This window comes from Streptomyces sp. WMMC500 (assembly GCF_027497195.1).
GTDB lineage: Bacteria > Actinomycetota > Actinomycetes > Streptomycetales > Streptomycetaceae > Streptomyces.
Map to the genome: position 1 here is coordinate 268,820 of NZ_CP114905.1, position 23,048 is coordinate 291,867.

The window sequence follows — 23,048 nt, forward strand, 5'->3', positions numbered from 1 at the left end:
CTTCGCCCAACTGCCGCTTCACATGTCGCCCATGGGGGCTTTGCGCCGTTGCCCGGCCGGTGACCGCCCCCGGAAGATGACGGTCGTCAAGCTCCACGAAGCCGCCTGGGGAGGCCGCCATGAGGTCGAGCAGCCGGATCCGTCGCGCAACCGCCGTCCTCGGCGGCGCCTTCGCGCTCGTGATCGCCGTACCCCACGCCGCCTCGGCGGCCGCCGCTCCGCCACAGGCGCTGCCGGCGAACGCGGACGGTCTGGAGCAGACGTTCCAGCCGGCGTACGACTACGACACCGACGGCTGCTATCCCACCCCGGCCATCGGCCCCGACGGCACGGTCAACCCGGGCCTGGAGCCGGGCGGGGCACTCGACAGCGACTGCCGCGACGCCGCGGACCTGGACAACACCAACGGCTACTCCCGCGCGAAGTGCAACAACGGCTGGTGCGCCGTCGTCTACGGCCTGTACTTCGAGAAGGACCAGGCCCTGCCCGGTACGAACCTCTTCGGGCACCGGCACGACTGGGAGCACGTCGTGGTCTGGGTGCGGGACGACGGGGCACAGCAAGCGCAGTACGTCTCGACCTCCGCCCACGGCGACTTCGCCACCTATCCCCGCGACCAGATCCGGTGGGACGGCACCCACCCCAAGGTCGTCTACCACAAGGACGGCGTCGGCACCCACGCCTTCCGCCCCGCGGGCGGCAACGACGAGCCGCCGGAGAACCACCAGGGTGCCTGGCAGTTCCCCGACCTGGTGGGCTGGAACGGCTATCCCGCGGGGGTGCGCGACCGGCTCGCGGCGACGGACTTCGGCAGCGCCAACTTCGGCCTGAAGGACGCCTCCTTCGTCTCCCACCTGACCAAGGCCCTGCCCGCGGGCATCCCGTTCGACCCCGCCGCGCCGTAGCCGCGCCGCACGCGGGTTCCGCCGGGCTCACTCCCCCAGCAGCCGCAGGTGCTTCTTCTCGATCGTCGCGGTGAGCAGCAGGTCGGTGATGAGGTTGTGGTTGAGCGCGTTGCCCACCGGCGGCGGCACGTCCTTGGCGAGCATCCCCGGCACCCCGTCGCGGCTGAGCTTCTTCCGCACGCCCGCGACGATGTGCGCGGCGCGCTTCTCCGTCCAGTTGCGCGTCGGCTCCAGCCGCCTCAGCTCGTACGCGACCTGCGCCCAGGTCAGCGGCTGCGGCTGCGCCTCGCCCTGCAGGTAGCGCTGGGCGAGGCAGACGAGCACGAGCAGTTCCTCGTCGTCGAGGTCGCGCTCCTCGCCGAGCGTCGACTCCTCCTGCACGGTCGGCCCGCCTATCGTGCCGCCGGGTCTGGCCGCGGAGATCCGCACCTCCAGCAGATGGTCCTGCCGGGGCGAGACGACGAACAGCGGGGTGTAACCGGCGGGCAGGAAGGCCTGGTCGCCGCCGTGCACCAGCCGCGCGTCGGGGAAGCGGATCGGGCGCTTCCCGGTGTTGGTCAGCACCCAGCGCGCGTACTGCCGGGTGAGGATCCCCTGCCTGCGGCTGACGTGCTTGTCGCCGCCCCCGACGCAGACGTGCACCTCCGGCTCGTTGCGGCCGAACACCAGCGTGAAGCCGGCGTCCGGTGCCACGCTCATCCCGCCGTTCGAGCCGAGCACGAACAGCGTCTCCGGCCGCGGCGGGACGTCGGCGGGAGGCAGCCCGCGGCTCAGGCTGCCGACTTCCTTCGGGAGCAGAGTGATCTTGCTCGCCATGGCGGGTACCCCCTTCTCCGGCTTCTCCGGGTGACTGCGCTCACCGTAATCATCCCCGCCCTGGAGGGGTCCCGAGCCCGGGAGGCTAGACGTTCGAGTCGGCGGGCGGGACGGCGAAGGCGACCTCGCCTCCGGCCTCTGCGCTGTACGGGCCGGGGCCGCGGACGGCGGCGGGGATGCCGGCGTTGGGTGAGCGCTGGGACATGGTCCTGCGGCCGTCGACGTGGATCTCGTAGGTGACCTCGCCGTAGTGGGACAGCTCGATGCTCCAGGCCGCGGAGCCGTTCTCCCGGGGGACCTCGACGGTCCTGCGCCAGGGCAGCGGGACGTCCTTCAGCGTCTCGGGCTTGCGGTTGACGGAGTACGTCATCTCCTGGACGGGTCCGTCGCCGGTGAGGGCGAACTCGACCGCGACCGGCTTCAGCGGTGCGGGCTCGGGCTTCTCGGCCGGCGGAGCGGAATCCCTGTCCGCGGGGCGGGCGTCGTCCCGGGGCTCGGCGGGCGCCCGGTCCTCCCGCAGGGCGAGCAGGACGACGGCGCCGGCCCCCGCCGCGAGCACCGCCGAGCCGCCGAGGAGCAGGCGGCGGCGCGGGAAACCGGCCGGGGCGAGCGGCGGGTTGGCTGCCTCGCCGGCGTGCGCGTCGATCGCCGCGAGGACCGGCGCGGGCAGCCAGGCGGTGCCGGGGGGCGGGGCGTCGGGGCCGGGGTCCGCGGCGAGCCGGGCGCCGAGCGCGGCGGGCGTGGGGCGTTCCGCGGGGTCGAGGCGGCGGCAGGCGGCGATCAGCTCGCGCAGGGCGGCGTCGTCCCCGGGGCCGGGCGTCCCGTCGGAGCCGGTGCCGCCGCGGGCGTAGGCGTACGCGAGCGTGGAGCCGAGCGAGTACACGTCGGTGGGCGGCCCGGCCACGCTGCCGGCGACCTGCTCGGGCGACATGAAGCCGGGGGTGCCCGCGAGTTCCGCGGGCTGCGCCGCGGCGGCGATGCCGAAGTCGACGAGCTTGGGCCCGTCCGCCGTCAGCAGCACGTTGGCGGGCTTGACGTCGCGGTGGACGACCCCGGCGCGGTGCACCGCGACCAGCGCCTCCGCGAGCCCGGCGGCCAGCCGGCGTACCGAGTGGGCGGGCAGCGGCCCGAACCGCTCCACCGCCTCGTGCAGCGAGACCGACGGCACGAACTCGGTCGCCAGCCACGGCACCCGGCCGCCGGGGTCGGCGCCGACGACCGGCGGGCTGTGCACGCCGCCCGCGGCGGCGGTGGCCGCGACCTCCCGTACGAAGTGGTCCCGCCCCTCCGGCCGGCGCGCCCGCTCGGCGTGCACGACCTTCACGGCCACGAGGCGCCCGCCGCGGGAGCGGCCGAGGTAGACGACGGCCGTGGCGCCGCTGCCGAGGCGCGCCAGGATGCGGTGTCCTCCCAGGGAGCGGGGGTCGTCGTGCTCAAGGGGCTCCACTCGTGGCTCCGTTCGGCCGGCGTGCGGTGGGGGGTCTGAGGGCTTGTACGTACCCGTCCGGGAGGCCGGCGAAGACCAGCCCGGCGGCGCCGCCGGCGACGGCGTGGACGTGCTCGGCGCCGGCGTACGTCCACAGGACTTCTCCGTCGGCCGGGTCCAGAGCGTACAGCCGCCGCCCGCCGCTCGTGGCGCCGTCTTCCCCCATGCTCCCCCACACGTGGACGGCGCCGCCGGCGAGGCCGGCGAACTCCCCGTCCGCAAACGACCACGCCTGCTTGCCGTCGTCCGCGCGCAGCGCGCGCAGGCGGCGGTTTTCGCCGACGTAGAGCCTGCCGTCCCCGGCGGCGTGCACGGTGCTCGGATAGGTCAGCACCTTCCGCCACGCGACGGCGCGGTCGGCCGCGGCGAGCACGACGAGGCGGAGGTAGGCGTCGCAGACGAAGACGAGACCGTCCGCGGCGAGCACGGCGGTGGTGTTCTCGGCGGCGTGGCGCCAGCGGGGGTCGCCGCCGGCCGCGTCGAGCGCGACGACCTCCTCGCCGTTGTCGGCGAGGACGAACCCGGAGCCGGTGGTGAGGGAGAAGGCCGTGGTCCCGGAGGACCAGAGTTCGTCGCCGCTCCGGCTGTCCAGCGCGACCACGCCCTCGGCGGCGACGTAGGTGAGGCCGCCGGCGGCGGCCACGGCGTGGACGCCGCCGAACTCCGGCCCGTACGTCCAGCGTTCGTCGCCCGAGCCGGGGTCGACGGCCCGGACCCGCTGGGTCTCGGCCCCCTGCGGCCCGACGAGGTAGGCCGCGCCGTCGCCGGCGGCGAACTCGCCGTCGTCGCCCGAGCCCCAGCGGCGCGACCACAGCTCCCCGCCCGTACGGGGATCGAGGGCCTGCACCCCGCCCTCGTCGCCGCCGTGGGCGAAGACCACGCCGTCGGCGACGTGCAGGCCGGTGGGTCTCTCTCCGCGGTAGCGGGCCCGTATCCGCCAGGGGTCCCCCGCCTCGGGGGGCGGCGCCTGCCGGGCACCGGCATCCTGGCGGGGGCGTCGGTCGCCGGCGGCCGGGGAGTCGTCGGACGTGCCGAGCAGCGGGTGGGCGAGGGCCGCCGCGCCGGCGACGCCGGCGGCGGCCAGGGCGACGAGCACGGCACGGCGACCCGGCCGGGACGCGCCGGTTCCGGAGGCACCGCCCGGGTCGAGCGCGCCGGGGCGTCGCCCCGGCCCGTCCTCGTCCGCTCCCCCGGTCGCGGCTGTCGCGGCCGTCTCGGCGAACGGGTCCGCGGTCGCCTCCCCGGGCCGTACCGCCCCGGCCGCGCCTCCCTGCGGCCAGGGTGCGCGGGCGGTGCGGGCGTCGATCTCCTCCGCGAGCGCGGCGGGCAGCCAGCGCGTGCCGTGCACGCTCGCCGCGGGCTCCCCCAGCAGGTCGAGCACGGCCGCGGCGGCGGGCCGGCGGCCCGGGTCGGTGCGCAGGCAGGCCGCGACCACGGTCCGCAGCCGGCGGTCCGTCACGCCGCCGAGGTCGGCCTGCCCGCGCTGGATGCGCTGCAGCGTGTCGACCCGGTTGCCCGCGTCGAACGGCGCCCTGCCCGCCGTCGCGTACACGAGCACCGAGCCGAGGGCGAACACGTCGGCCGGCGGCCCGGCGCGCCCGCCGGCCGCCTGCTCCGGCGACATGAAGCCGGGCGTGCCGAGCAGCGCGCCGTCCTGGGTGAGGGTCGCGGAGTCCTCGGGGCGGGCGATGCCGAAGTCGATGACGCGCGGGCCCCCGGGGGTGAGCATGATGTTGCCGGGCTTGAGGTCGCGGTGCACGAGACCGGCGGCGTGGATCCCGGCCAGCGCCTCCGCGAGCGCCGCGGCGAGCAGCCGCACCACGGCGGCGGGCAGCGCGCCGAACGTCCCGACGGCCTCGTCGAGCGAGAGCCCCGGGAGGTAGGCGGTCGCCAGCCACGGCGGCTCGGCGTCCGGGTCGGCGTCCACGAGCGGCGCGGTGTACGCGCCCGTGACCGTGCGGGCGGCGGCGACCTCGCGGCGGAAGCGGGCGCGGTAGCGGCCGTCGCCGACCAGCCGGGGGCGTACGACCTTGACCGCGACGAGCGTCCCGGCGGGCGAGCGGCCGAGATAGACGACGCCCATCCCGCCGGCGCCGAGCCGCTTCAGCACGCGGTATCCGCCGATCTCCCGCGGATCCCCGCGCTCCAGCTCCGCCAACGCGCCTCTCCCCTCCGCGCCCGGACGCCGTGCCGTGTGCCGTGTGCGTGTGCCGTGTGCGTGTGCCGTGCCGACCAGCCGAAGCGTAGGCCCACCGGGTGCCCTCGCGTTTCCGCGCTGATGGCAGACTTGCGGGCGGGCGCGGGTGCGGCCGTGCCCGAAGCGACGGCCGCACCGCGACCGAACGACGACCGAACGCGGAGAGGACCTGCCTGCCCATGAGCGTCTACGACGTCGAGCTGCGCACGCTTGCCGGCGAACCCGCCTCGCTGGGGCGATTCCGGGGCACCGCGGTGCTCGCCGTCAACGTCGCGTCGAAGTGCGGTCTGACGCCCCAGTACGCGGGCCTGGAGAAGCTGCACGAGCAGTACGCGGCGCGGGGGTTCGCGGTAGCGGGGTTCCCGTGCAACCAGTTCGGCGGCCAGGAGCCCGGCACGGCGGAGGAGATCGCGACGTTCTGCTCGGCGACGTACGGCGTGACCTTCCCGATGTTCGAGAAGGTCGAGGTCAACGGCCCGGGCCGGCACCCGCTGTACCGGGAGCTGGTACAGACGCCGGACGCGGACGGAGCGGCGGGCGACATCCAGTGGAACTTCGAGAAGTTCCTGATCGACGCCTCGGGTACGCCGGTCGCCCGGTTCCGTCCGCGGACCACGCCGGACGACACCGCGCTGATCGCGGCCGTCGAGTCGGTCCTGCCGCGCTGAGGGCCACGCTGACCGGCCGCCCGGACGCGGACGGCTGATGCCAACGAGTGTGCAACGATCGGCCGTTCGACGCACCGGCCGCCGCCCGTGCACTGCGACAGTGGCCCGCATGATCCACCGTGCCACGCTCTCCGCGCTCGTCCTGTCCGCCCTGCTCGCGGTGACCGCAGCCTGCGGAACGGACGGCGCGGGCGGGACGCCCTCCCCCTCGGCGGACGGCGCGTCGCGGCCCGGCGTGCCCGCGCCCCCGGAGGCGAGCCGGGCCCCGGCTCCCGGAGAGGGTTCGCAGGACCCGGACGACATCAACGGCGACGGGCACCGGGACCTCCTCATACCGGCGTTCGCCGGTGACGATCCCGAAACCGCGGAGGAGCGCGTCGCGGTCGTCTACGGCTCCGCCGACGGCCTGGACCCGGCGACGCGCACCGTCTACGGACGCCGCGACCTGGGCCTGCCGGCCCTGCCCGCCGACTCGCCCGCGCCCGACCTCCTCCGCGCGGCGGAGGTGACCACCGCCGACCTCGACGACGACGGCTACCCCGACTTCGTCACGACCGCCGCCGAGGCGGCCGAGCGGCAGGAAGACCTGCTGGGGAAGCCGGAGATGCCGTACGTGAGCTTCGGCGGCCCCGAGCGGCCCGCCGGAAAGCCCGAGGCCGTCGCGCTGCGGCTGCCCGCGGACGTGACGGGTGCGGAAACGGGCTCGGTGACGCGCGGGGACTTCGACGCCGACGGCCACCACGACCTGGCGCTGCAGGAGAAAGCCACCACGGGCGCGTCACTGGTGGTGATGTACGGCCCGTTCTCCCGCGCGGGCGATCCCGCGCGCGTCGACACGAGCCTGCCGTACGACGAGGGCACCCTCACCGCCGACGAGATCGCCCCCTCCGGCAAGCCGCGGGCGACCTCGCTGCTGCTGCGCGGGTTGGCCGACGGGGGACAGGCCACCAACACGCTCTACCCGGCCCGCCCGGGCACGGGCCTGTCCGGCGAGGTCCGCGAACTGCAGCTCGGCAGTGCCCACGCCTTCGGGGACTTCGACGGCGACGGCGTGCGTGACGTCGCGGTGGGCGACGACCGGGGCCGAAACAACGAGCCCGGCTACGAGACGGAGGCGCCGGAGGTCGACGGCAACGCCGCGGTCTATCCCGGCAACGGCGACGAGTCGGTCGTCCTCGACCTGCCGGAACCGCCGGCCGGCGAAGACGACTCGTACTACGGCCCCGGCGGGTTCGCCGCCGCCGACCCGGACGGCGACGGCCGTGACGCCCTGCTCGTCGCCACGTACGAGGACGCCACGCTCATCGACGGCGAACAGCGCACCTCCGTCCTGCGCGAAGGACCCGCGCGGACCGCCGACGGTGAGGAGACGCCCGCGAAGCACCGGAACGCCCGGCCCGTGGGGGCCGCGGACTTCGACGGCGACGGCAGGGACGAGCTGATCCTCAACTGGGGGCCCGACCCGAGCTTCGCGCTGTACGGGGAGCAGCCCACGTACTGGTGGATCACCGAAGGCGCCACGTCACGGGACGCGGTGACCTTCACCACGACGGAGTTCCTGCCCCGCTGAGGCCGCCCGCTCCCCGGTGCCTCAACCGGCCGGGGCGCGGCGGCGCGGCAGGCAGAGCTGCGCGGACAGCACTCCGGCCACGCCGACCAGGGTCCACAGCGCCCAGGGGCCGACCGCGTACGCGGCGCCGCCGAGGAGCGGCCCCGCGCCCGTGCCGACGGTGTACGCGGCGCCGTGCAGGCCCTGGTAGCGGCCGGTCATGTGGGGCGGGGTCAGGCCGCCCAGGTAGGCGTACGCGACGGAGCTGGTGATCATCTCGCCGCACGTCCACACCACCACCGTCGCCGCCAGCAGGTGCATGTCGGTGACCAGTCCGGTGAGGGCGAGGCCGACGCCGACGAGCAGGTTGCCGGCGGCGAGGACGTACTCCGGCCGGTAGCGGGAGACCGCGGCGGTGGCGGGCAGCTCCAGGACCAGCACCAGCATGCCGTTGAGCCCGATGAGGAGGCCGAAGTCGCGGGCGTCGAGCCCCGCGTCGGTGACGTGCAGGGGCAGGCCGACAGTGGACTGGATGTAGACGAACTCGGCGACCGCGGTCATCAGCAGGAACCGCAGCAGCGTGCGGTCGGCGAGCGCCCGGCGGTATCCGGCGGCGTGTGCCACCCGCGTCTCCTTCTCCTCCCGCGGCCGGGGCGCGTCGCGCAGCAGCGCTGCCACGATCACGCCGAAGAGCAGGCACGCGGCGGCGTTGCCGAGGAAGAGCTGCGTGTAGGAGGCGCCGGCCAGCACGCCGCCGACGACGCCGCCGAGCGCGGCGCCGATGTTCATCGCGGCGCGGAACACGCCGAAGGCGGCGAGGCGTTGCCGGTTGGTCGTCACGGAGTCGAGCAGCGCCGCGGCGGCGGCCGGGCGGTAGACGTGCGACGTCACGCCGATGAGCCCGACGACGGGGACGATGGCGGGCAGCGGCCCGAGGAACGGCACGGCCGCCGTCAGTCCGGCGGTGGTGACGCCGGACAGCGCGATGGTCCAGCGGCGGCCGAGGGTGTCGGCGAGGTGGCCGCCGAGGGCGTTCCCGAGCACGTTGCCGAGGCCGGAGACGCCGAGCACGAAGCCGGCGGCGCCGGCGGAGTGTCCCCGTTCGGTGAGGTAGAGCACGATGAACACGGGCAGGAAGTTGCCGACCCGGTTGACGAGGATACCGAGGCTGACGATCCACACCCGGCCCGGCAGGCCGCGCAGCGCGTCGCGGAACCGCTGCTCGGCGAGGTCCGGCCGGCCCGGCGGGGCGGCGGTCACGGCGCGGGCTCGGTGCGTATCCGGACCGCCGCGGCGAGGCGGCGGGCGTGCGCGACGGCCTCGGCGGCGGTGGCGCCGCGGGTGAGGACGTGGCCGGCCTTGTCCTCGTTCCAGGTCAGCGGGGACACCACCGTGCCGGGCCGCACGTCGAGCCGGAGTTCGACGCAGGCGGCGTCCGCGCGCACCTCGTCGGCGCCGGTCACCTCCACCACGCGGCCGGGCTCCGGCGTGAGGAACCGGACGGCCGCACCGCCGCGTGGCGCGGGCGCCGCGGGCAGGGGCGCCAGGACGCCGAGCCCGGCGGCCAGGGCGTACCGCTCCATGTCGACGCCGTAGGCGATCTCGGTCAGCTCGTTGATGCGGTCGCCGCCGACGCGGTTGTGGGACTCGACGATCCGCGGGCCGCGGGAGGTCAGCTTGACCTCGGTGTGCCCGGGGCCGTTGCGCAGCCCGACCGCGTCGAGGAAGTCCGTGACCAGCCGCGTGACGTCGCGCAGCGTGCCGGGCGGGGCCGCGCTGGGCTGCGCGTGGCCGACCTCCACGAAGCGTGAGCCGGGCCCCGAGCCGCCGGTCTCCTTGTCGGTCACCGCGACCACCACGTGCCGGCCGTCGAAGCTCAGGGTCTCCACGCTGATCTCCGGTCCTTCGAGGTACTCCTCCATCAGGAACTCCTCGAAGGAGCCGGCGTCGGCGAGGTCGCGCGCGGTCCAGTCGCCGTCGAGCGACCGGATCCGCCCGGCGACGGCGTCCGCGTCGGCCCGGTCCCGTACGTGGAACACGCCCAGGCTGCCCGACTCCCGGACCGGCTTGACGATGATCGGCAGCCCGTGCGCTGCGGTGAACTCCCGGACGTCCACCGCCGACCGGCCGACCGCGGCGGCCACCGGGCTGATGCCGCGCTCCGCGAGGCGGCGGCGCATCCGCCCCTTGTCGAGCAGCAGTTCCACGGTCTCGACGGACTCGCCGCCCAGCCCGAGCGCCTCGTTGACCCGCGCCGCGGGCAGCAGCCCCGGTTCGAAGAGCGACACGGCCGCGCGCAGCGGCCCGGTCGCGTGCAGTGCCCGCACCAGCGGCAGGAGCCGGCCGGTGTCCCCGTAGTCGAGCAGCAGTGCCTGGTCGACGTACGGCCAGTGGCCGCGGTCGTACGCGTCGGGGTACTGGACGTGCACCACGTCCAGTCCGAGGGCCCGGGCCTTGCGCACCTGCGCGAGCCTGCCGCCGACGACCAGCACGCGGGGGCCTGCTGTGGCCGGGGACGGGGGAATGTCCATGATCGGTTTCCTCTTCCGTGCGGATGGATCACCGACACGCTACGACCGGTTCCGGACATTCCCCTTCCGGAATCTATTTCCGGATGCCGCCCGCGCCGCCTAACCTGCCCGGGTGCCCACCGATCTCAGCCCGACCGCGCGTGCCCTGCGCACCATGGAGCTCCTGCGGACGCGCCCCGGCACGACGGCCGCCGAAATCGCCGACGCGCTGGGCGTCACCGAGCGGGCGGCCCGCCGCTACGTCGGGATCCTCCGGGAGGCGGGCGTCCCGGTGGAGTCGACCCGCGGCCCGTACGGCGGCTACCGGCTGGGCCGCGGCGCCCGGCTGCCGCCGGTGGTCTTCACCGAGGCCGAGGCGCTGGCGCTGGTCATGGCGGCGCTCGACGACGCGGACGAGCTGGTGGGCGAGGCGCTGAACAAGGTCCTCCGGGTGCTGCCGGAGAGCGTCGGCCGGCAGGCGGCGGCGCTGCGCGCGCACGCCTCGGCCGCCCCCGACCCCGCCTCGGCCCGCCCCGACCCGGCGACCACCGGCGCGCTGGTCGCGGCCTGCGCGGAGCGGCGGAGCGTGCGGATCACGTACCGCAGCGAGTCGGGGCAGGAGTCGGCGGGGCTGGTGGACCCGTGGGCGGTGGTCGTACGCCACGGGCGCTGGTACCTGCTGTGCCGCTCCCACCGCGCGGACGCGATCCGCACGTACCGCGTCGACCGCATCGGCGAGGTCCACCGGACCACCCGCGCCTTCACCCCGCCCGCCGGCCTCGACCCGGTCGCGGTGCTGGAGGAGAACCTCGGCACAGGCTGGGAGTTCCCGACCCGCGTCGTCTTCGACGCGCCGCCGGCGGAGGTCGCGCGGTGGGTGAGACCCCCGATGGGCCGCCTGGAGGCGGCGGGCGACGGCTGCGTCCTGGTCGGCAGCACGAGCGCGCCGACGATGTACGCGCGGGACTGGCTGGCGCGGATGCCGTTCGCCTTCCGCGTCGAGGGCGGCCCGGAGCTCCGCGCGGCGGTCGCGGCACTCGCGGCGCGGCTGACGGCGGCATCGGAGGCATCGGAGGCATCGACGACGTCCCGCGGGGAACCGTGATCCGAGCCCCCGTCCCGCACGCGCCGGGCTACTTCGCCTCTCCCAGCGCCAGTGACCGCAGCAGCAGGTACGCCGACTGGATGAACCGGCTCCGCAACGTGACCCCCGAGTTGGTCAGGGCGGCCACGCAGATCTCCCGCTCCGGGCTCAGGCCCACGAACGACGTGCAGCCGCGGGTGGCGCCGGAGTGGAAGTACAGCGTCGCCCCCGCGAGGGTCCGTACGCTCCAGGCCAGGCCGGACTTCCCCTCCTCCCCCGCGGGCAGGTCGCGGATCCGGACGACCTCCGCCAGCGGAGTCCGCAGTGATCCCGGGACGTCGGAGTCCTCCGGGTCGAGGTGGGCCCGCAGATAGCGGACCAGGTCGCGGGCGCTGGAGCGCACCGCTCCCGCGCCGGGGAGCGCCGGGATGGCCCAGGGCGGGCGGCGGCGGCCGTGCCAGTAGCCGACGGCGTAGGAGGGGTCCCCCGGGTGGTCCGGGGACGCGGTGCCGGTGTCGGCGAGTTCCAGGGGGGCCAGCACGCGCGCGTGCAGCACCGACCCGTAGTCGGTGCCGGCGCCGTCGGCCAGCAGCCGGCCGAGCAGCCCGACGCCGAGGTTGGAGTACCGCACGAGGGTGCCGGGCGGGTGGTGCACGACCGCGCGAGCGAGCGCCGGCAGCAGCATGTCGGGGGTGAACGACCGGTAGGGGTTGGCGAACCAGGACGTCAACCCGTTGAGCATCAGTCCGGGCGGGAGCCGGGGCAGGCCGGAGGTGTGGGTCGCCAGGTGCTCGTAGGTGATGGCCCGGCCGTGGCCGCGCGGGAGGGCGGCGTACGGGAGGCGTTCCGCGATGCGGTCGGTGAGGCCGAGCTCGCCGCGCGCCGCGGTGTCGGCGAGCAGCAGCGCGGTGAAGGTCTTGCTCACCGAGCCGACCTCGAAGCGGGTGCGGTCGGTGACCGACGCGGTGCCCTTGCGGTCGATGCCGCCGCGGCACAGCGTGCGGTACGCGCCGGTCACGGACACCGCGATGGCCACCGCCGCCCGCGGTTCCGCGGTGGCGGCCACCGCCTTGAGGGGTTCGTCGCGGAGAGTCACGTGACGCCGCCCGGTCAGGCGCCGAGGCGCGAGAGCACGAGAGAGGAGGCGATCGTGGCGACCGTGGCGGTGTGGTAGTGGTCGTCGAACCGCCGCTCCTCGTCGTCCGTGCCGGTCCGGCCGTCGCGCGGGAGCAGCCCGTCCTCGTGCTGGGCGGCGGCCAGCCGCCGCCAGGCGGCCGGGTCGCAGACCGGCTCGGGCATGGCGGCGTCGACGACGAGGAGTTCGGCGACGAGGTCCCACTCCTCGATCTCCAGCCACACGTCCGTCCACACCGGCAGCCAGGTCGCCAGATAGTCACGCAAGCGGGGCGGCAGGGCGTGGGGTTCCGCGCCCCAGTCGGTGAGATGGAAGACGGTGTGGGTCACGTGGTACGCCGTCATCCAGTCCATGGTCCACGGCTCGGGCGTGGCGCCGAGCCAGGTGGCCGCGGTGCGGGCGGGCCAGTCGGTCCGGTCGGCGACACCGATCACCCGGGTCGCGTTGGCCACCGCCATGCGGCGGTTGGGCGCGTGCTCGTACTCGCGGTACGACGTCAGGTCGGTCAGGTGCGTCAGCAGCGCCTGGAGCCGTTCGTGGCGGTAGCCGGCGCGGTGGAAGTGGACGTAGGACTCCAGCGGGTCGGTCATGGCCGGGAACCGCAACTGCCGCTCGTAGAGGAGGTCCCCGCCGCGGAACTGGTCCCAGGCGAAGTCGAGCAGGTCGCCGGCGGCGTCGCGCTCGGCGGCGGGGAACGTGGCGTCGCGGAGCACCAGGGACGCGGCGAGCGCCATCTCGCCCAGCGGCTTGTAGACGCTGTCGGGCTCGGCCAGTTCGGCCGTGGCGCCGTCGGCGAAGGTGCCCTGCGCGCGGTTGCGGTGCAGCCAGCCCAGCGCCCGCGAGCCCGTGCGGAGTGCCGTGGCGCCCACCGACTCCGCTGGTCCGGGGGTGGTCATCGCGGGCCCCCTTCCGTCGTGGCCAGGAGTCTTCTGGCGATGGCGAGGTCGAGCGCGGTACGGGCGCTGGGCGCGCCCCACAGACGCAGGTGGTCCAGCGCCGTGGGCAGGTCGAGGGCGGGCTGGGCGCCGCGGCTGCGGGCCAGCGCGAGCCAGCGGACGAGCCGGGCGGCGGTGGGGTAGTCGCGGCGCATCAGGGAGCGCGTGGCGCCCCGGCTGAGCGCCCGGACGTGGCGGCAGGCCCGCTGCTGGTAGGGCCCGTCCACCTCCGGAAGCGCCAGCGGGGCGAGCCGCGCCATCCGCTGCGACCGCTCCTGCCACGAGAGTTCGGTGTCCTCCGCGTCCTCGACGATCCCGGCGATCTCGACCACCTCGGCAAGCCCGGCGCGCTCGCCCTCTTCACCCGCGTACGGCAGGGCGGTCAGGCTCCGGGCCGAGCCGCGGGCGAGCAGCGCGGCGGTGGTGCGGTCGCGCCAGCGGGCCTCGGTGCTGTCCCCGGGCCGGGGCGGGAAGAGCCGCAGGGCCGAGCCGAGCGTCTCCCGGTCGGGCTGCGGCAACGGCTGGCGGCAGAAGAGCGCCGGCGCGAAGAGGTCGGGCCCCAGCACGCGCACGGCGGCCAGCGCGGCGGTGTCTGCCGGCCGTTCCCCGCCGGACACGGCCGGCAGCGGAACCTGGGTGCCCCGAAGGGCACCCAGGACGCGCCCGGCCAGTTGCTCCACCGCTTGGGCGAACTCAGCTCCCATTGCGGCATTCGACATCGGGCGCTCACCTTCTGCTGTCGGTCACGGACTATGTTGTTCCGGTTCCGGTCCGCGGACCGTCAGGAGGAACGCGGCTCCTTCGGGAGCTTCGGGGACAGGAGCAGGGCGAGCAGCAGGACGCCGGCGCCCTGCGGCGAGTACACGGGTGCGTCGCTGTACGGGGCCTCCGGCTCGTCGACCAGCGCCGTGAGCGCGGCCCTTTCGGCCACGCCGGCCCGGACCGGGGAGAGAGCCGGGGTCGTCTGTACGGACATCTTGCCTCCAAGAGTCGTCCCCTCGCGGACTACGAAGGGCGTAGCGGGGTGACTGCGCCGCGCAGTGACGAGCGCGACGGGTGCGGCCGGTGGTCACCCATCCGGCTCACTGCACCAACGTCGATGTCCCCTCCCCGCCCGCCACTTAGATCCCACCAGCACGGAGACCACACGATGGGTGCATGCGGGAGCATTGAGGTTTAGCAGGTCGGCACCCCCGGGTGCCCGGCCCGTACGGCTCGGCCCCCGCGCCGCCTTCGGTCCCCGGGCCCGGCCCCGCCCGGCCCTCCGCGGCGCCGGGTCCACGCCGCAGAACACCGCCGCCGACGCCGCAGCCGCGCTGAGCGCACCGGCGCACGACAGGCTCACCCGGCGGCGCATCGACACGGGCGCGGACCCCGCGTCCCGACGTCATGTCCCCGGGCCCGTACGGCTGCTTCTCCTTCGGTTCGTGGCAACTGCTCGTCGCGACAACGGCGATGCCGCGCGGGAAGACCACCCATTCCGGTGGCTAGGCCGTCTTGACAAGGCATATCTGCCTTTCCCGTCCCTAGTCTGAGTGCCCAGCCGCTCACCCTCTCGCCTGCCCGCGGCGCCGAGCCCGCGCTCGCCCTCGGCTCCGACTCCGGGGCGGGCAACTCCCCTCGGGCTGGGCTGGTCGCTCGACGTGCCGTCCCTCGCGCGCCGTACGGACAGGGGGGCGCCGCGCTACCTCGACGAGGACGTCTTCCAGCTCTCCGGCGGGCGGCCGGGCGCAGCCTGTTCACGGCCGAACTCTTCGACCCGGCCACCGGGGAATGGACCACCGCCGAGAACATGCCGGCGGGCCGTACCGGTCAGCGCGCCGTCGCCCTGCCCTCCGGCCGGGTGCTGGTCCTCGGCGGCACCGAAGCCGCCACCCGCACCACCGGCTACGCCTCCGCGGCGCGCCCGCGGCTACCCGGGGAAGAGGTCGATGCCGAGTTCTGCGACCGGACCGGTCGGGTACCGCTCCAGCACGTCACCCTCGATCCGCGCCACGACCTGGCTGCGCCCGTCCGCGGCCACGTAGAACACGTCGGGCACGAGCTGCCGTTCGCGCTTCGCCCCGCCGATCCACGTGCGTCCGACCTGCGCCATGAGCTTCATGGCGGCGGCCGCGCCAGGACCGCTGATGACATGCAGCACCAGGCTGTGCCAGTCCGGCATGGCCACCAGCACGCCGTGCTCCACCGGCGCGCCACCGGTCGCGTCGGCCAGCAAGTCCGGGAAGCAGGAGAACCGGGACGCACCGTAGACGTCGGCGCTCTGCATCACCAGCAGATCCGCGTCCGTACGAGCTTTGTCCGCCGATATGGTTCGCAGCTCCGGCGGCGGCAGCGCGCGCAGGTTCTCCACCGCGGTCTCGTGCAGCCACTGCGAGGAGGGGGAGAACGCCGCCGGCAACGACCGCGGCAGATGGCCGAACTCCCCGTCGTGGTCCACGACGACGGTCCGCACCAGACCCGGCAGGACCGGCTCCGCATCCGTCAGCGAATGACGAAAGGCGGTCTCCTCCGGCACGATGAACGGCCGCAGACGCGTGGCCAACTCGGCGGACGTGAGGGCGGATTGCTCCCGCGCCCCGCCTCGCTCGAACCCCACAAGGCATCACCCCGCGCCGTAGCCTGCCAAAGTCCGCCGCCCCGGGCCAGCCGCCCGCCCCCGGACCGGAGGTCAGCCGACCTGCGGGCCGGGGGACAGCAGTTCCAGCTCGGGCCCGTCCTCGTAGAACCGCGTGTGACAACTGAAGCACGCCGGGCCTCCCCGGTACCCCACCGCTCGCGCCTGCAGCCACCGGAGGAGTTGTTCCAGCAGGGTGAGATCGTCACTGTGGAGCACCTGCCGGGACGACAGAGCCCAGCCGGCGTCGGCGGCCCCTTCGCGACGCGCCAGCTCGGAGAAGACGACTCCCCCGATCCTCGGGTCGGCAGGCCCCCGCTGCGCCAGGAGCGGGTACGTGTCGATCTCCCACCGGTCCTCCGGCAGGGGCTCGCCCTCTTCTTCGACGGTCGTCAGCGGCCAGCCGTCCACCACGACGGTGGGCCGCTCAGGACGCGGGCCGAGCCCGAGATGCCAGCGGAGTTCGGCGGTCTCGGCGTCCGCCAGATCGGCTGGAAGCTCGGCGTTGATGAGGACCTCATGGATGTCTGCCACGCGGCGGCATGCTAGTCGGCCCGCCATAATCCCGGCGACACGGACGGGGATGATCCGGGACACTGGGCGCCGTGGATGAGGTCGAGGTCGTCGTCGCCCATTCGGAGCGGGCGACGCTGCGCGTCGGGGACGTGTTCCTGAAGGTGGACGGCGATCAGGCGCGTATCGACCGCGAGGTCGAGGTGATGGGTCTGACGCCCGTTCCGACGCCGGAGATCCTCTGGCACAAGCCTCGCGTGCTCGCCATCGCCGCCGTCCCGGGCACGACGCTCGGGCGACTCGGCGGGCCGGCGACCGCGTCGCCCGAGGCGTGGGCCGCGGCCGGTGCCGCGATCCGGAAGTTGCACGACGGGCCGCCGCCGCCCTGGACCGGCCGGGCCGGACGGAGCATCGACGAGCTGGCGGCGGAGCTCGACCGCGAGTGTGAGCTCCTCGTGTCCGGCGGCGTGCTTCCCGCCGACCTGGTCAGCCGCAACCGCGGGGTCGCCGAGGCGGCGCTCCGGCCGTGGACTCCGGCGTTCACCCACGGCGATCTGCAGATCGCCCACGTGTTCCTCCAGGGCACCGAGGTCACCGGCATCATCGACTGGTCCGAGGCGGGCAGCGGCGACGCCCTGTTCGACCTCGCCACCTTCACCCTCGGACACGAGAAACACCTCGGCGACCTCCTCGCCGGCTACGGCGCCGACGTCGACGCCGACGTGATCCGTGCGTGGTGGTCGATGCGGAGTCTGCTGATCGTTCGCTGGCTGGCCGAGCACGGCTTCGACCCGTTCGCGCCGGGCTGCGAGGTCGACGTGCTCAAGTCCCGGATGTGATCGCACGCGCACCGACACGCCGTCATCGTCAGGAAGCGTCAGCACCGGCGGGGCGCGCAGGCGGGTGAGCCTCCGGAGATCCGCGGCGGTCGCGGGCGCGGAGGACGGCCTTGACGAACTCGCCGATCCACAGGACTGCCGAGCCGGCGGCCAGGCAGGCCAGCCACTGCCCGAACGTGAGGTCGGTGGTGGTGAAGAAGCCGTGCAGAGCGTCCAGTTCGACGATGACCGCGAGCAGGGCGAGAACCCCGGCCACGGCGAACAGCGGGTGCGGGTTGCTCAGGATGTCGCGGTGGAACAGGCTCCGGGTCGGGTGGCGGACGGTGAGCAGGTTGAACGCCTGGAAGAAGACGAACGTGACGAGCGCCATCGTGCCCGCCACGCCGCTCGGTGCCCAGGCGAGCATCGCGACGGTGCCGGTCGCCATGAGGGTGCTCGTCGCCACGATGCGGATGAGGCGCTCCCGGGTGAGGATGGGCTCCCCCGCGGGTCGCGGCGGGCGGCTCATCGCGTCCCGGCTGACCGGGTCGACGCCGAGCGTCATCGCCGGCGGGCCGTCCATGACGAGGTTCACGAAGAGGATCTGCAGGGCGGTGAACGGTGCGTCGCCGCCGATGCCGGTGAGGGAGGTGATCAGGAACGTCAGCACGAAGCCGAGTGCGGTGGAGACCTGGAAGCGGGTGAACTTGACGATGTTGTCGTAGACGCCCCGTCCTTCACGCACGGCTCGCACGATGGTGTCGAAGTTGTCGTCGGTGAGCACCATCGTCGCCGCTTCCTTGGTGACCTCGGTCCCGGTCACGCCCATGGCCACGCCGATGTCCGCCTTGCGGAGTGCGGGGGCGTCGTTGACCCCGTCGCCGGTCATCGCCACGACGTCGCCGCGAGCCTGCAGGGCCGTGACGATGCGGAGCTTGTGCTCGGGTGAGACCCGGGCGATGACGCCGACGTCGTCCAGGTGGCGGGCGAGTTCGCCGTCGGGGATCCGGTCGAGCTCCGCACCGGTGCCGGTCCGGCCGGGGATCCCGAGATCGCGGGCGATGGCCGCGGCCGTCACCGCGTGGTCACCGGTGATCATGCGGACACGGACACCCGCGTCGTGGCACTGGGCCATGGCCTGCCGTGCCTCGGGCTTCGGCGGATCGACGATGCCGACGAGAGCGATCAGCACGATCCGGTCCAGCAGCGGCTTGAGGTCCGCCCCGGCGTCGAAGCCGTCCGCGGTGAAGTCCTGGCGCGCCACGACGAGCACCCGGCGGCCCTGCTCGGCGAGCCCCGCGTTCGCGTCCTCGTAGCTGCGCCGGGCCTCGGGGGTGATCTCGGTGACGCCGTCCGGGCCGAGGTAGTGGGTCGCCCCGGTGACCAGGACGTCCGGAGCGCCCTTGACGAAGCAGCGCACGACCGGCCGGTCGTCGTCATCGGTCCAGTCGTGGAACGTGGCCATGAACTTGTGGTTGGCTTCGAACGGGATCTCCGCCAGGCGCGGGTTCCGCTGCCGCAGCGCCGTGACGTCCAGGCCGCCCTTCTCGGCGAGCACGATCAGGGCCGCCTCCGTGGGGTCGCCGACCACCGTCTCGTCGCGCAGCACGGCGTCCGTGCACAGGCCCATCGCGATCAGCGCGTGGTGCAGGGCGTCCGGAGGCGGGCGCCCGTCGGTGGAGAGGATCCGGCCGGCGGTGCCGTAGCCGGAACCGGAGACGGTGAAGCGCCCGCTCGCGAGGACGAGCTCCCGGGCGGTCATCTGGTTGAGGGTCAGCGTGCCGGTCTTGTCGGTGCAGATGTGCGAGGTGCTGCCGAGCGTCTCCACCGACGACAGCCGCTTGACGATCGCCCCGTGACGGGCGAGCCGGTCGGTGCCCATGGCCAGCGTGAAGGCCACCACCGCGGGCAGCCCTTCGGGAATGGCGGCCACGGCCAGCGACGCGGCGGTGACGAACAGCACGTCGGCCTCCTGCCCGCGGACGAGCCCGAGCACGATCACGACGGCGACCACGACGGCGGCGATGAGCGCCAGCGTCCGGCTGAGCACGTCGATCTGCCGCTTCAGCGGCGTCGAGGCGGGCTTGGCCGCATCCAGGAGGTCGGCGATCCGGCCGGTCTCGGTCGCCATGCCGGTCGCGGTGACCAGCATCTCGCCCCTGCCGCGGGTCACCGAGGTGTTCATGAACAGGGTGTTGGCCCGCTCGGCCACGGGCAGGTCCTCGTCCGCCCGGGCGGCGACGGACTTCACCGCCGGCTGCGCCTCCCCGGTCAGCTCGGACTCCTGCACCTCGAGCGAGGCCGCCGACAGCAGCCGCCCGTCCGCCGGCACCCGGTCGCCGGCCTCGACCTCCACCACGTCACCCGGGACGAGTTCCCCGGCGTCCAGACGGGTGAGCAGGCCGTCCCGCCGGACGGTCGCCGTGGTGACGGTCATCCTCCGCAGCGCCTCCAGCGAGTCCTCGGCGCGCGACTCCTGGACGAAGCCGATGGTGGCGTTCAGCAGGACGACCACGGCGATCGCGACCGGGGTCTCCCACTCGCGGGAGATCAGCAGGCTGACCACGGCGGCACCCAGCAGGATCAGGATCATCAGATCCTGGAACTGGCGGACGAACGCGCGCCAGCGAGGATCCCGGTTCGTCTCCCGCAGCCGGTTGGGGCCGTGGTGCTCACGCCGCTGCGCGGCCTCCCCGGCCGACAGGCCCCGCTCCGGGTCCGCTCGCAGCCGTGCGGCGACCTCGCCGACCGGCAGGGCGTGCCACGGTATCCGTTCCGCTTCGTTCATGTTGTCTTCCTCGGGAGCCGGGGCGACGCGCGGACGTTGTCCAGGCCGGTCGTGGTCGTGACCGGCGAGAACGGGCTCGCCGCGCACGCCGCCGCCGGGCCGGTGAGCGGTGACGGCCGCACCCGTGGCGCCGCTCAGTCGGCGGTGTCGAGCGCCGCCCTGAGCACGGCGACGGCCTGCGCGATGGCGCAGCTCGCCGCCGCGGTGGAGCGCAGGGCGTTGAGCATCATGAAGTCGTGCAGGATGCCGTTGTAACGGACGCTGACGGTCGGCACCCCGGCCGCCGTCAGCTTGCGCGCGTACGCCTCACCCTCGTCGCGCAGCACGTCGTTCTCGTCGACGACGACGAAGGCCGGCGGCAGCCCTTCCAGGTCGGCGCGCGAGGCCCGCAGCGGCGAGGCGGTGATCTCCGCGCGCTGGGCGGGGTCGGTGGTGTAGGCGTCCCAGAACCAGGCCATGCCCTTGGCCGTCAGGAACGGCCCGGCGGCGAACTCGCGGTAGCTGTCGGTGTCCTGCCCCGCGTCGGTGACCGGATAGTAGAGCGACTGGTGCACGAAGCTCACGTCGCCCCGGCGCTTGGCCATGAGGGTCAGGGCGGCGGTCATGTTCCCGCCGACGGAGTCCCCGGCCACCGCCATCCGGGAGGGGTCCAGCCCCTCCTCGGCACCGTGCCGGGTGACCCACTGGGCGGTGGCGTAGCCCTGCTCGACGGCCACCGGGTACCGGGCCTCGGGCGACCTGTCGTACTCGACGAAGACCACCGCCACGTGCGCGTCGACGGCAAGCTCCCGCACGAGCCGGTCGTGGGTGCCCGCGTTGCCGAGAACCCACCCGCCGCCGTGCATGTAGAGCACGGCGGGCAGCGGCCCCGACGAGGTGGCGGGCTTCACGATCCGCACGCGCACGTCGCCGACCTCCGCGGGCACGACGATCCACTTCTCCTGGACCTCCGGCATGGCCATCGGCGCGGCCTGGAGGTCGTCCAGGGCCTTCCGGGCGCCTTCGGGGCCCAGCTCGTACAGGAACGGCGGCTTCGACGTCGCCTGCGCGAGGTCGTGGGCGGCGGGTTCCAGGACGTGTTCGTTCATGAGGTGCCTCCCGGTCAGGTGCGTGATTCGGACGGGACGTAACGGAAGGTGGGGCCGTGGCCGCCGGGAAGCCGCATCAGGGACTGCGCCTGCGCCTTCAGCCGGAACATCTCGCCGGTGGCGGCGCGCAGTTGCCCGGGCCTGCCGTCGAAGGCCTGCTCCAGCAGCCGGAGGATCCCGCAGTAGGTGCGGTCGAACTCCTCCTGCGCCGCCCGGGCCTCCGTGCCCTCGGCGGCCCGGCGCGGGTGGGGCGCCATGGCCGCGACCCCCTCCGGATCCACCGCGACCCTCTCCCCCGTGGGCCCCGACCGCGGCGTGTCCCCCGGGCGGAAACGGCGGCCCGCCTTCAGCTCCTGGAAGCGGTAGTAGTGCCCGACCTCGTCCCGCCCCGGATGGAAGACGTCACGATCGCCGTCCCACACCTCACCCCGGTCGTTGCCCTCGCCCTGCTCGACGATCTCCGCCAGCGCGCCGAGCGCCGATTCCAGGTCCTCCACCGCGAAGAGTTCCCCGGCGGTGTGCCGGAACCGGGCGCCACGGACCTGACGGGCCGGGTCGCCGGTGAAGACCGCCGGCTCACCGAGCCGGTCGCACAGCTCGCGCAGCCCCTGCTCGATCGCGGCGTAGAACTGGCCGATCGTCTGGTACCCGTCGTCCTGCGGCGCGGCACCGGGCGGGGCGGGCCGTTCGAGCCGCAGGAACATCTCCAGCGCCTCCGGCCCGAACGGCACCAGCGACAGCTCCAGGTCGCCGTGGGGCAGCCGCCGGGGATGGGGCGGCAGCATCTCCGGCCTGTCCAGGCGCGGCCGGCCGCCGACCGCGTTGAGCAGGTTCGCCACCAGCGCCAGATGCAGCATCTCCTCCACGAAGACACTGCTGACCACTTCCACCGCCGCGGCGTTCCGGTCGGCGTCCAGGGAGTACAACGCCGTCAGGTACGGCGGCAGCGTCGCGTGCTCCAGCTCCACCGCCCACTGCAGGTGGTCACGGAGGCCGGCAAGCGTGTCGATACGCGCTGATCGTTCGTGGGTCACCGGGCCACGGCCCCGACGAGCCAGTCGTGATAGCCGATGGTGCCCAGCCGGGCGCCCTCGTCCGGCACCAGGGACCGGTCCGTCAGCGCGCCGCCGAAGTAGCGCGCCCCGGGGTCTGTGACGACCTCGCGGCTGTCGGCCCAGGCCGCGAGCGCCTGCCGGAAGAACTCGTCCATGCGGTACTGCTCGGGTCCCGCGATCTCGATCCGGCCCATCAGCGGCCCGCCCACGGCGGTCCTGGCGACCGCCTCGGCCACGTCCTCACCCGCGATGGGCTGGAACAGCACGGGTGCCAGGTGCACCTTGCCGTCCACCGTTGCGCCGTCGGCGATGCCGGGGACGAACTCGTAGAACTGCGTCGAGTGCACCAGCGAGAACGGGACGCCCGACTTCTCGATCAGCTCCTCCTGGGCGTTCTTGGCGTCGAAGTAGCCGCTGCCCGTCATCCGTTCCGTGCCGACGATCGACAGCGCGAGGTGGTGGCCCACGCCCGCCTCGGACTCCGCCGCGAGCAGGTTGCCGGTGGAGGTCGTGAAGAACTTCATGACGGCGTCCGGCTCGAACGACGGCGAGTTGGAGAGGTCGATGACGACCTGCGTGCCCGTCATCGCTTCTGCCAGCCCCGCCCCGGTCAGCGTGTCGACGCCGGTGGTCAGGTCCGCCACCACGGCCTCGTGACCGTGCTCGCGCAGTTTCGTCACCACTTTCGAGCCGATGAGCCCGGCCCCGCCGATCACCACGATCTTCACTACCGACCCCTTGCGTCCCCGGGAACCCGTTGTGCCCCGGTCGCCAGCTAAGACCGGACGGCGTCCGGTCTTGTGACTGCTCCGATGCGGGAGATCGCGCGGCCGGGCACCTCCCGGTGCGGCCGTTCGGCCAGCTCTCCGTCCTCCGCCGCGATC

Annotated in this window: 20 protein-coding genes; 5 read left to right on the plus strand and 15 right to left on the minus strand. The window is 74.3% G+C overall.

The window, feature by feature from the left end; genetic code table 11:
• The first annotated feature begins 119 nt into the window (after positions 1-119).
• Complete coding sequence (locus tag O7599_RS01160; protein ID WP_281620157.1) at positions 120-905, plus strand: NPP1 family protein; 786 nt, start codon at positions 120-122, stop codon at positions 903-905.
• A 27-nt stretch (positions 906-932) separates the two neighbouring features.
• Here O7599_RS01160 and O7599_RS01165 read toward each other — a convergent pair whose 3' ends face one another.
• The 3 genes from O7599_RS01165 to O7599_RS01175 all read right to left on the minus strand — a co-directional run bounded on the left by O7599_RS01165 (position 933) and on the right by O7599_RS01175 (position 5,365).
• The gene (locus O7599_RS01165; protein ID WP_281620158.1) at positions 933-1,721 is read right to left on the minus strand and encodes a hypothetical protein; all 789 of its coding nucleotides are present in this window, start codon (positions 1,719-1,721) and stop codon (positions 933-935) included.
• Between the two features lie 85 nt (positions 1,722-1,806).
• Positions 1,807-3,168: a serine/threonine-protein kinase gene (locus tag O7599_RS01170; protein ID WP_281620159.1), complete on the minus strand. Its 1,362-nt coding sequence runs from the start codon at positions 3,166-3,168 to the stop codon at positions 1,807-1,809.
• Positions 3,155-5,365, minus strand: coding sequence for a PQQ-binding-like beta-propeller repeat protein (locus O7599_RS01175; RefSeq protein ID WP_281620160.1), 2,211 nt, complete (start codon positions 5,363-5,365; stop codon positions 3,155-3,157). Before O7599_RS01175 ends, O7599_RS01170 begins: the two co-directional genes overlap by 14 nt.
• Before the next feature lie 218 nt (positions 5,366-5,583).
• Between O7599_RS01175 and O7599_RS01180 the strand changes: the two genes are divergently transcribed.
• Both O7599_RS01180 and O7599_RS01185 read left to right on the plus strand, forming a co-directional pair.
• Positions 5,584-6,072, plus strand: a complete 489-nt coding sequence (locus O7599_RS01180) for a glutathione peroxidase (protein WP_281620161.1) — start codon at positions 5,584-5,586, stop codon at positions 6,070-6,072.
• Between the two features lie 109 nt (positions 6,073-6,181).
• Positions 6,182-7,642 carry a hypothetical protein gene (locus tag O7599_RS01185; protein WP_281620162.1) on the plus strand — a complete coding sequence of 487 codons (1,461 nt, stop codon included), beginning with the start codon at positions 6,182-6,184 and terminating at the stop codon, positions 7,640-7,642.
• Between the two features lie 21 nt (positions 7,643-7,663).
• On the opposite strand, the gene O7599_RS01190 is transcribed toward O7599_RS01185, so the two are convergent.
• Complete coding sequence (locus O7599_RS01190) at positions 7,664-8,881, minus strand: MFS transporter (protein WP_281620163.1); 1,218 nt, start codon at positions 8,879-8,881, stop codon at positions 7,664-7,666.
• Positions 8,878-10,152: an ATP-grasp domain-containing protein gene (locus O7599_RS01195; RefSeq protein WP_281620164.1), complete on the minus strand. Its 1,275-nt coding sequence runs from the start codon at positions 10,150-10,152 to the stop codon at positions 8,878-8,880. The genes O7599_RS01190 and O7599_RS01195 overlap by 4 nt, the downstream gene beginning before the upstream one ends.
• Before the next feature lie 112 nt (positions 10,153-10,264).
• Here O7599_RS01195 and O7599_RS01200 point away from each other — a divergent pair, with 112 nt between their 5' ends.
• Entirely contained in the window at positions 10,265-11,236 is a 972-nt protein-coding gene (locus tag O7599_RS01200; RefSeq protein ID WP_281620165.1) for a WYL domain-containing protein, read from the plus strand.
• Between the two features lie 28 nt (positions 11,237-11,264).
• Here the strand turns inward: O7599_RS01200 and O7599_RS01205 are convergent, their stop codons facing one another.
• From O7599_RS01205 to O7599_RS01230, 6 genes are all read right to left on the minus strand, one after another.
• Positions 11,265-12,311: a serine hydrolase domain-containing protein gene (locus O7599_RS01205; protein ID WP_281620166.1), complete on the minus strand. Its 1,047-nt coding sequence runs from the start codon at positions 12,309-12,311 to the stop codon at positions 11,265-11,267.
• 14 nt (positions 12,312-12,325) lie between these two features.
• Entirely contained in the window at positions 12,326-13,246 is a 921-nt protein-coding gene (locus O7599_RS01210) for a hypothetical protein (RefSeq protein ID WP_281620167.1), read from the minus strand.
• Entirely contained in the window at positions 13,243-14,004 is a 762-nt protein-coding gene (locus O7599_RS01215) for a hypothetical protein (RefSeq protein ID WP_281620168.1), read from the minus strand. The genes O7599_RS01210 and O7599_RS01215 overlap by 4 nt, the downstream gene beginning before the upstream one ends.
• 62 nt (positions 14,005-14,066) lie before the next feature.
• On the minus strand, positions 14,067-14,261 hold the full coding sequence (locus O7599_RS01220; RefSeq protein ID WP_281620169.1) for a hypothetical protein: 195 nt from the start codon (positions 14,259-14,261) through the stop codon (positions 14,067-14,069).
• A gap of 936 nt (positions 14,262-15,197) precedes the next feature.
• Entirely contained in the window at positions 15,198-15,830 is a 633-nt protein-coding gene (locus O7599_RS01225; RefSeq protein WP_281620170.1) for a hypothetical protein, read from the minus strand.
• 126 nt (positions 15,831-15,956) lie between these two features.
• Positions 15,957-16,436, minus strand: a complete 480-nt coding sequence (locus O7599_RS01230; RefSeq protein WP_281620171.1) for a hypothetical protein — start codon at positions 16,434-16,436, stop codon at positions 15,957-15,959.
• A gap of 71 nt (positions 16,437-16,507) precedes the next feature.
• Here O7599_RS01230 and O7599_RS01235 point away from each other — a divergent pair, with 71 nt between their 5' ends.
• Positions 16,508-17,254, plus strand: coding sequence for a phosphotransferase (locus tag O7599_RS01235; protein ID WP_281620172.1), 747 nt, complete (start codon positions 16,508-16,510; stop codon positions 17,252-17,254).
• A gap of 28 nt (positions 17,255-17,282) precedes the next feature.
• On the opposite strand, the gene O7599_RS01240 is transcribed toward O7599_RS01235, so the two are convergent.
• The 4 genes from O7599_RS01240 to O7599_RS01255 form a co-directional block, all read right to left on the minus strand.
• Positions 17,283-20,021, minus strand: a complete 2,739-nt coding sequence (locus tag O7599_RS01240; protein ID WP_281620173.1) for an HAD-IC family P-type ATPase — start codon at positions 20,019-20,021, stop codon at positions 17,283-17,285.
• Between the two features lie 134 nt (positions 20,022-20,155).
• Positions 20,156-21,109: an alpha/beta hydrolase gene (locus tag O7599_RS01245; protein ID WP_281620174.1), complete on the minus strand. Its 954-nt coding sequence runs from the start codon at positions 21,107-21,109 to the stop codon at positions 20,156-20,158.
• A 14-nt stretch (positions 21,110-21,123) separates the two neighbouring features.
• The gene (locus O7599_RS01250) at positions 21,124-22,143 is read right to left on the minus strand and encodes a ferritin-like protein (RefSeq protein WP_281620175.1); all 1,020 of its coding nucleotides are present in this window, start codon (positions 22,141-22,143) and stop codon (positions 21,124-21,126) included.
• Positions 22,140-22,892 carry an SDR family oxidoreductase gene (locus O7599_RS01255; protein ID WP_281620176.1) on the minus strand — a complete coding sequence of 251 codons (753 nt, stop codon included), beginning with the start codon at positions 22,890-22,892 and terminating at the stop codon, positions 22,140-22,142. The genes O7599_RS01250 and O7599_RS01255 overlap by 4 nt, the downstream gene beginning before the upstream one ends.
• Between the last annotated feature and the right edge of the window lie 156 nt (positions 22,893-23,048).

What these genes read in the sequence shown, in the direction of transcription:
- O7599_RS01180 (WP_281620161.1), top strand. Translation starts at nt 5,584, where the DNA reads ATGAGCGTCTACGACGTCGAGCTGCGCACGCTTGCCGGCGAACCCGCC.
- O7599_RS01160 (WP_281620157.1), top strand. Translation starts at nt 120, where the DNA reads ATGAGGTCGAGCAGCCGGATCCGTCGCGCAACCGCCGTCCTCGGCGGC.
- O7599_RS01240 (WP_281620173.1), bottom strand. Translation starts at nt 20,021, where the DNA reads ATGAACGAAGCGGAACGGATACCGTGGCACGCCCTGCCGGTCGGCGAG.
- O7599_RS01215 (WP_281620168.1), bottom strand. Translation starts at nt 14,004, where the DNA reads ATGTCGAATGCCGCAATGGGAGCTGAGTTCGCCCAAGCGGTGGAGCAA.
- O7599_RS01195 (WP_281620164.1), bottom strand. Translation starts at nt 10,152, where the DNA reads ATGGACATTCCCCCGTCCCCGGCCACAGCAGGCCCCCGCGTGCTGGTC.
- O7599_RS01245 (WP_281620174.1), bottom strand. Translation starts at nt 21,109, where the DNA reads ATGAACGAACACGTCCTGGAACCCGCCGCCCACGACCTCGCGCAGGCG.
- O7599_RS01220 (WP_281620169.1), bottom strand. Translation starts at nt 14,261, where the DNA reads ATGTCCGTACAGACGACCCCGGCTCTCTCCCCGGTCCGGGCCGGCGTG.
- O7599_RS01185 (WP_281620162.1), top strand. Translation starts at nt 6,182, where the DNA reads ATGATCCACCGTGCCACGCTCTCCGCGCTCGTCCTGTCCGCCCTGCTC.
- O7599_RS01165 (WP_281620158.1), bottom strand. Translation starts at nt 1,721, where the DNA reads ATGGCGAGCAAGATCACTCTGCTCCCGAAGGAAGTCGGCAGCCTGAGC.
- O7599_RS01210 (WP_281620167.1), bottom strand. Translation starts at nt 13,246, where the DNA reads ATGACCACCCCCGGACCAGCGGAGTCGGTGGGCGCCACGGCACTCCGC.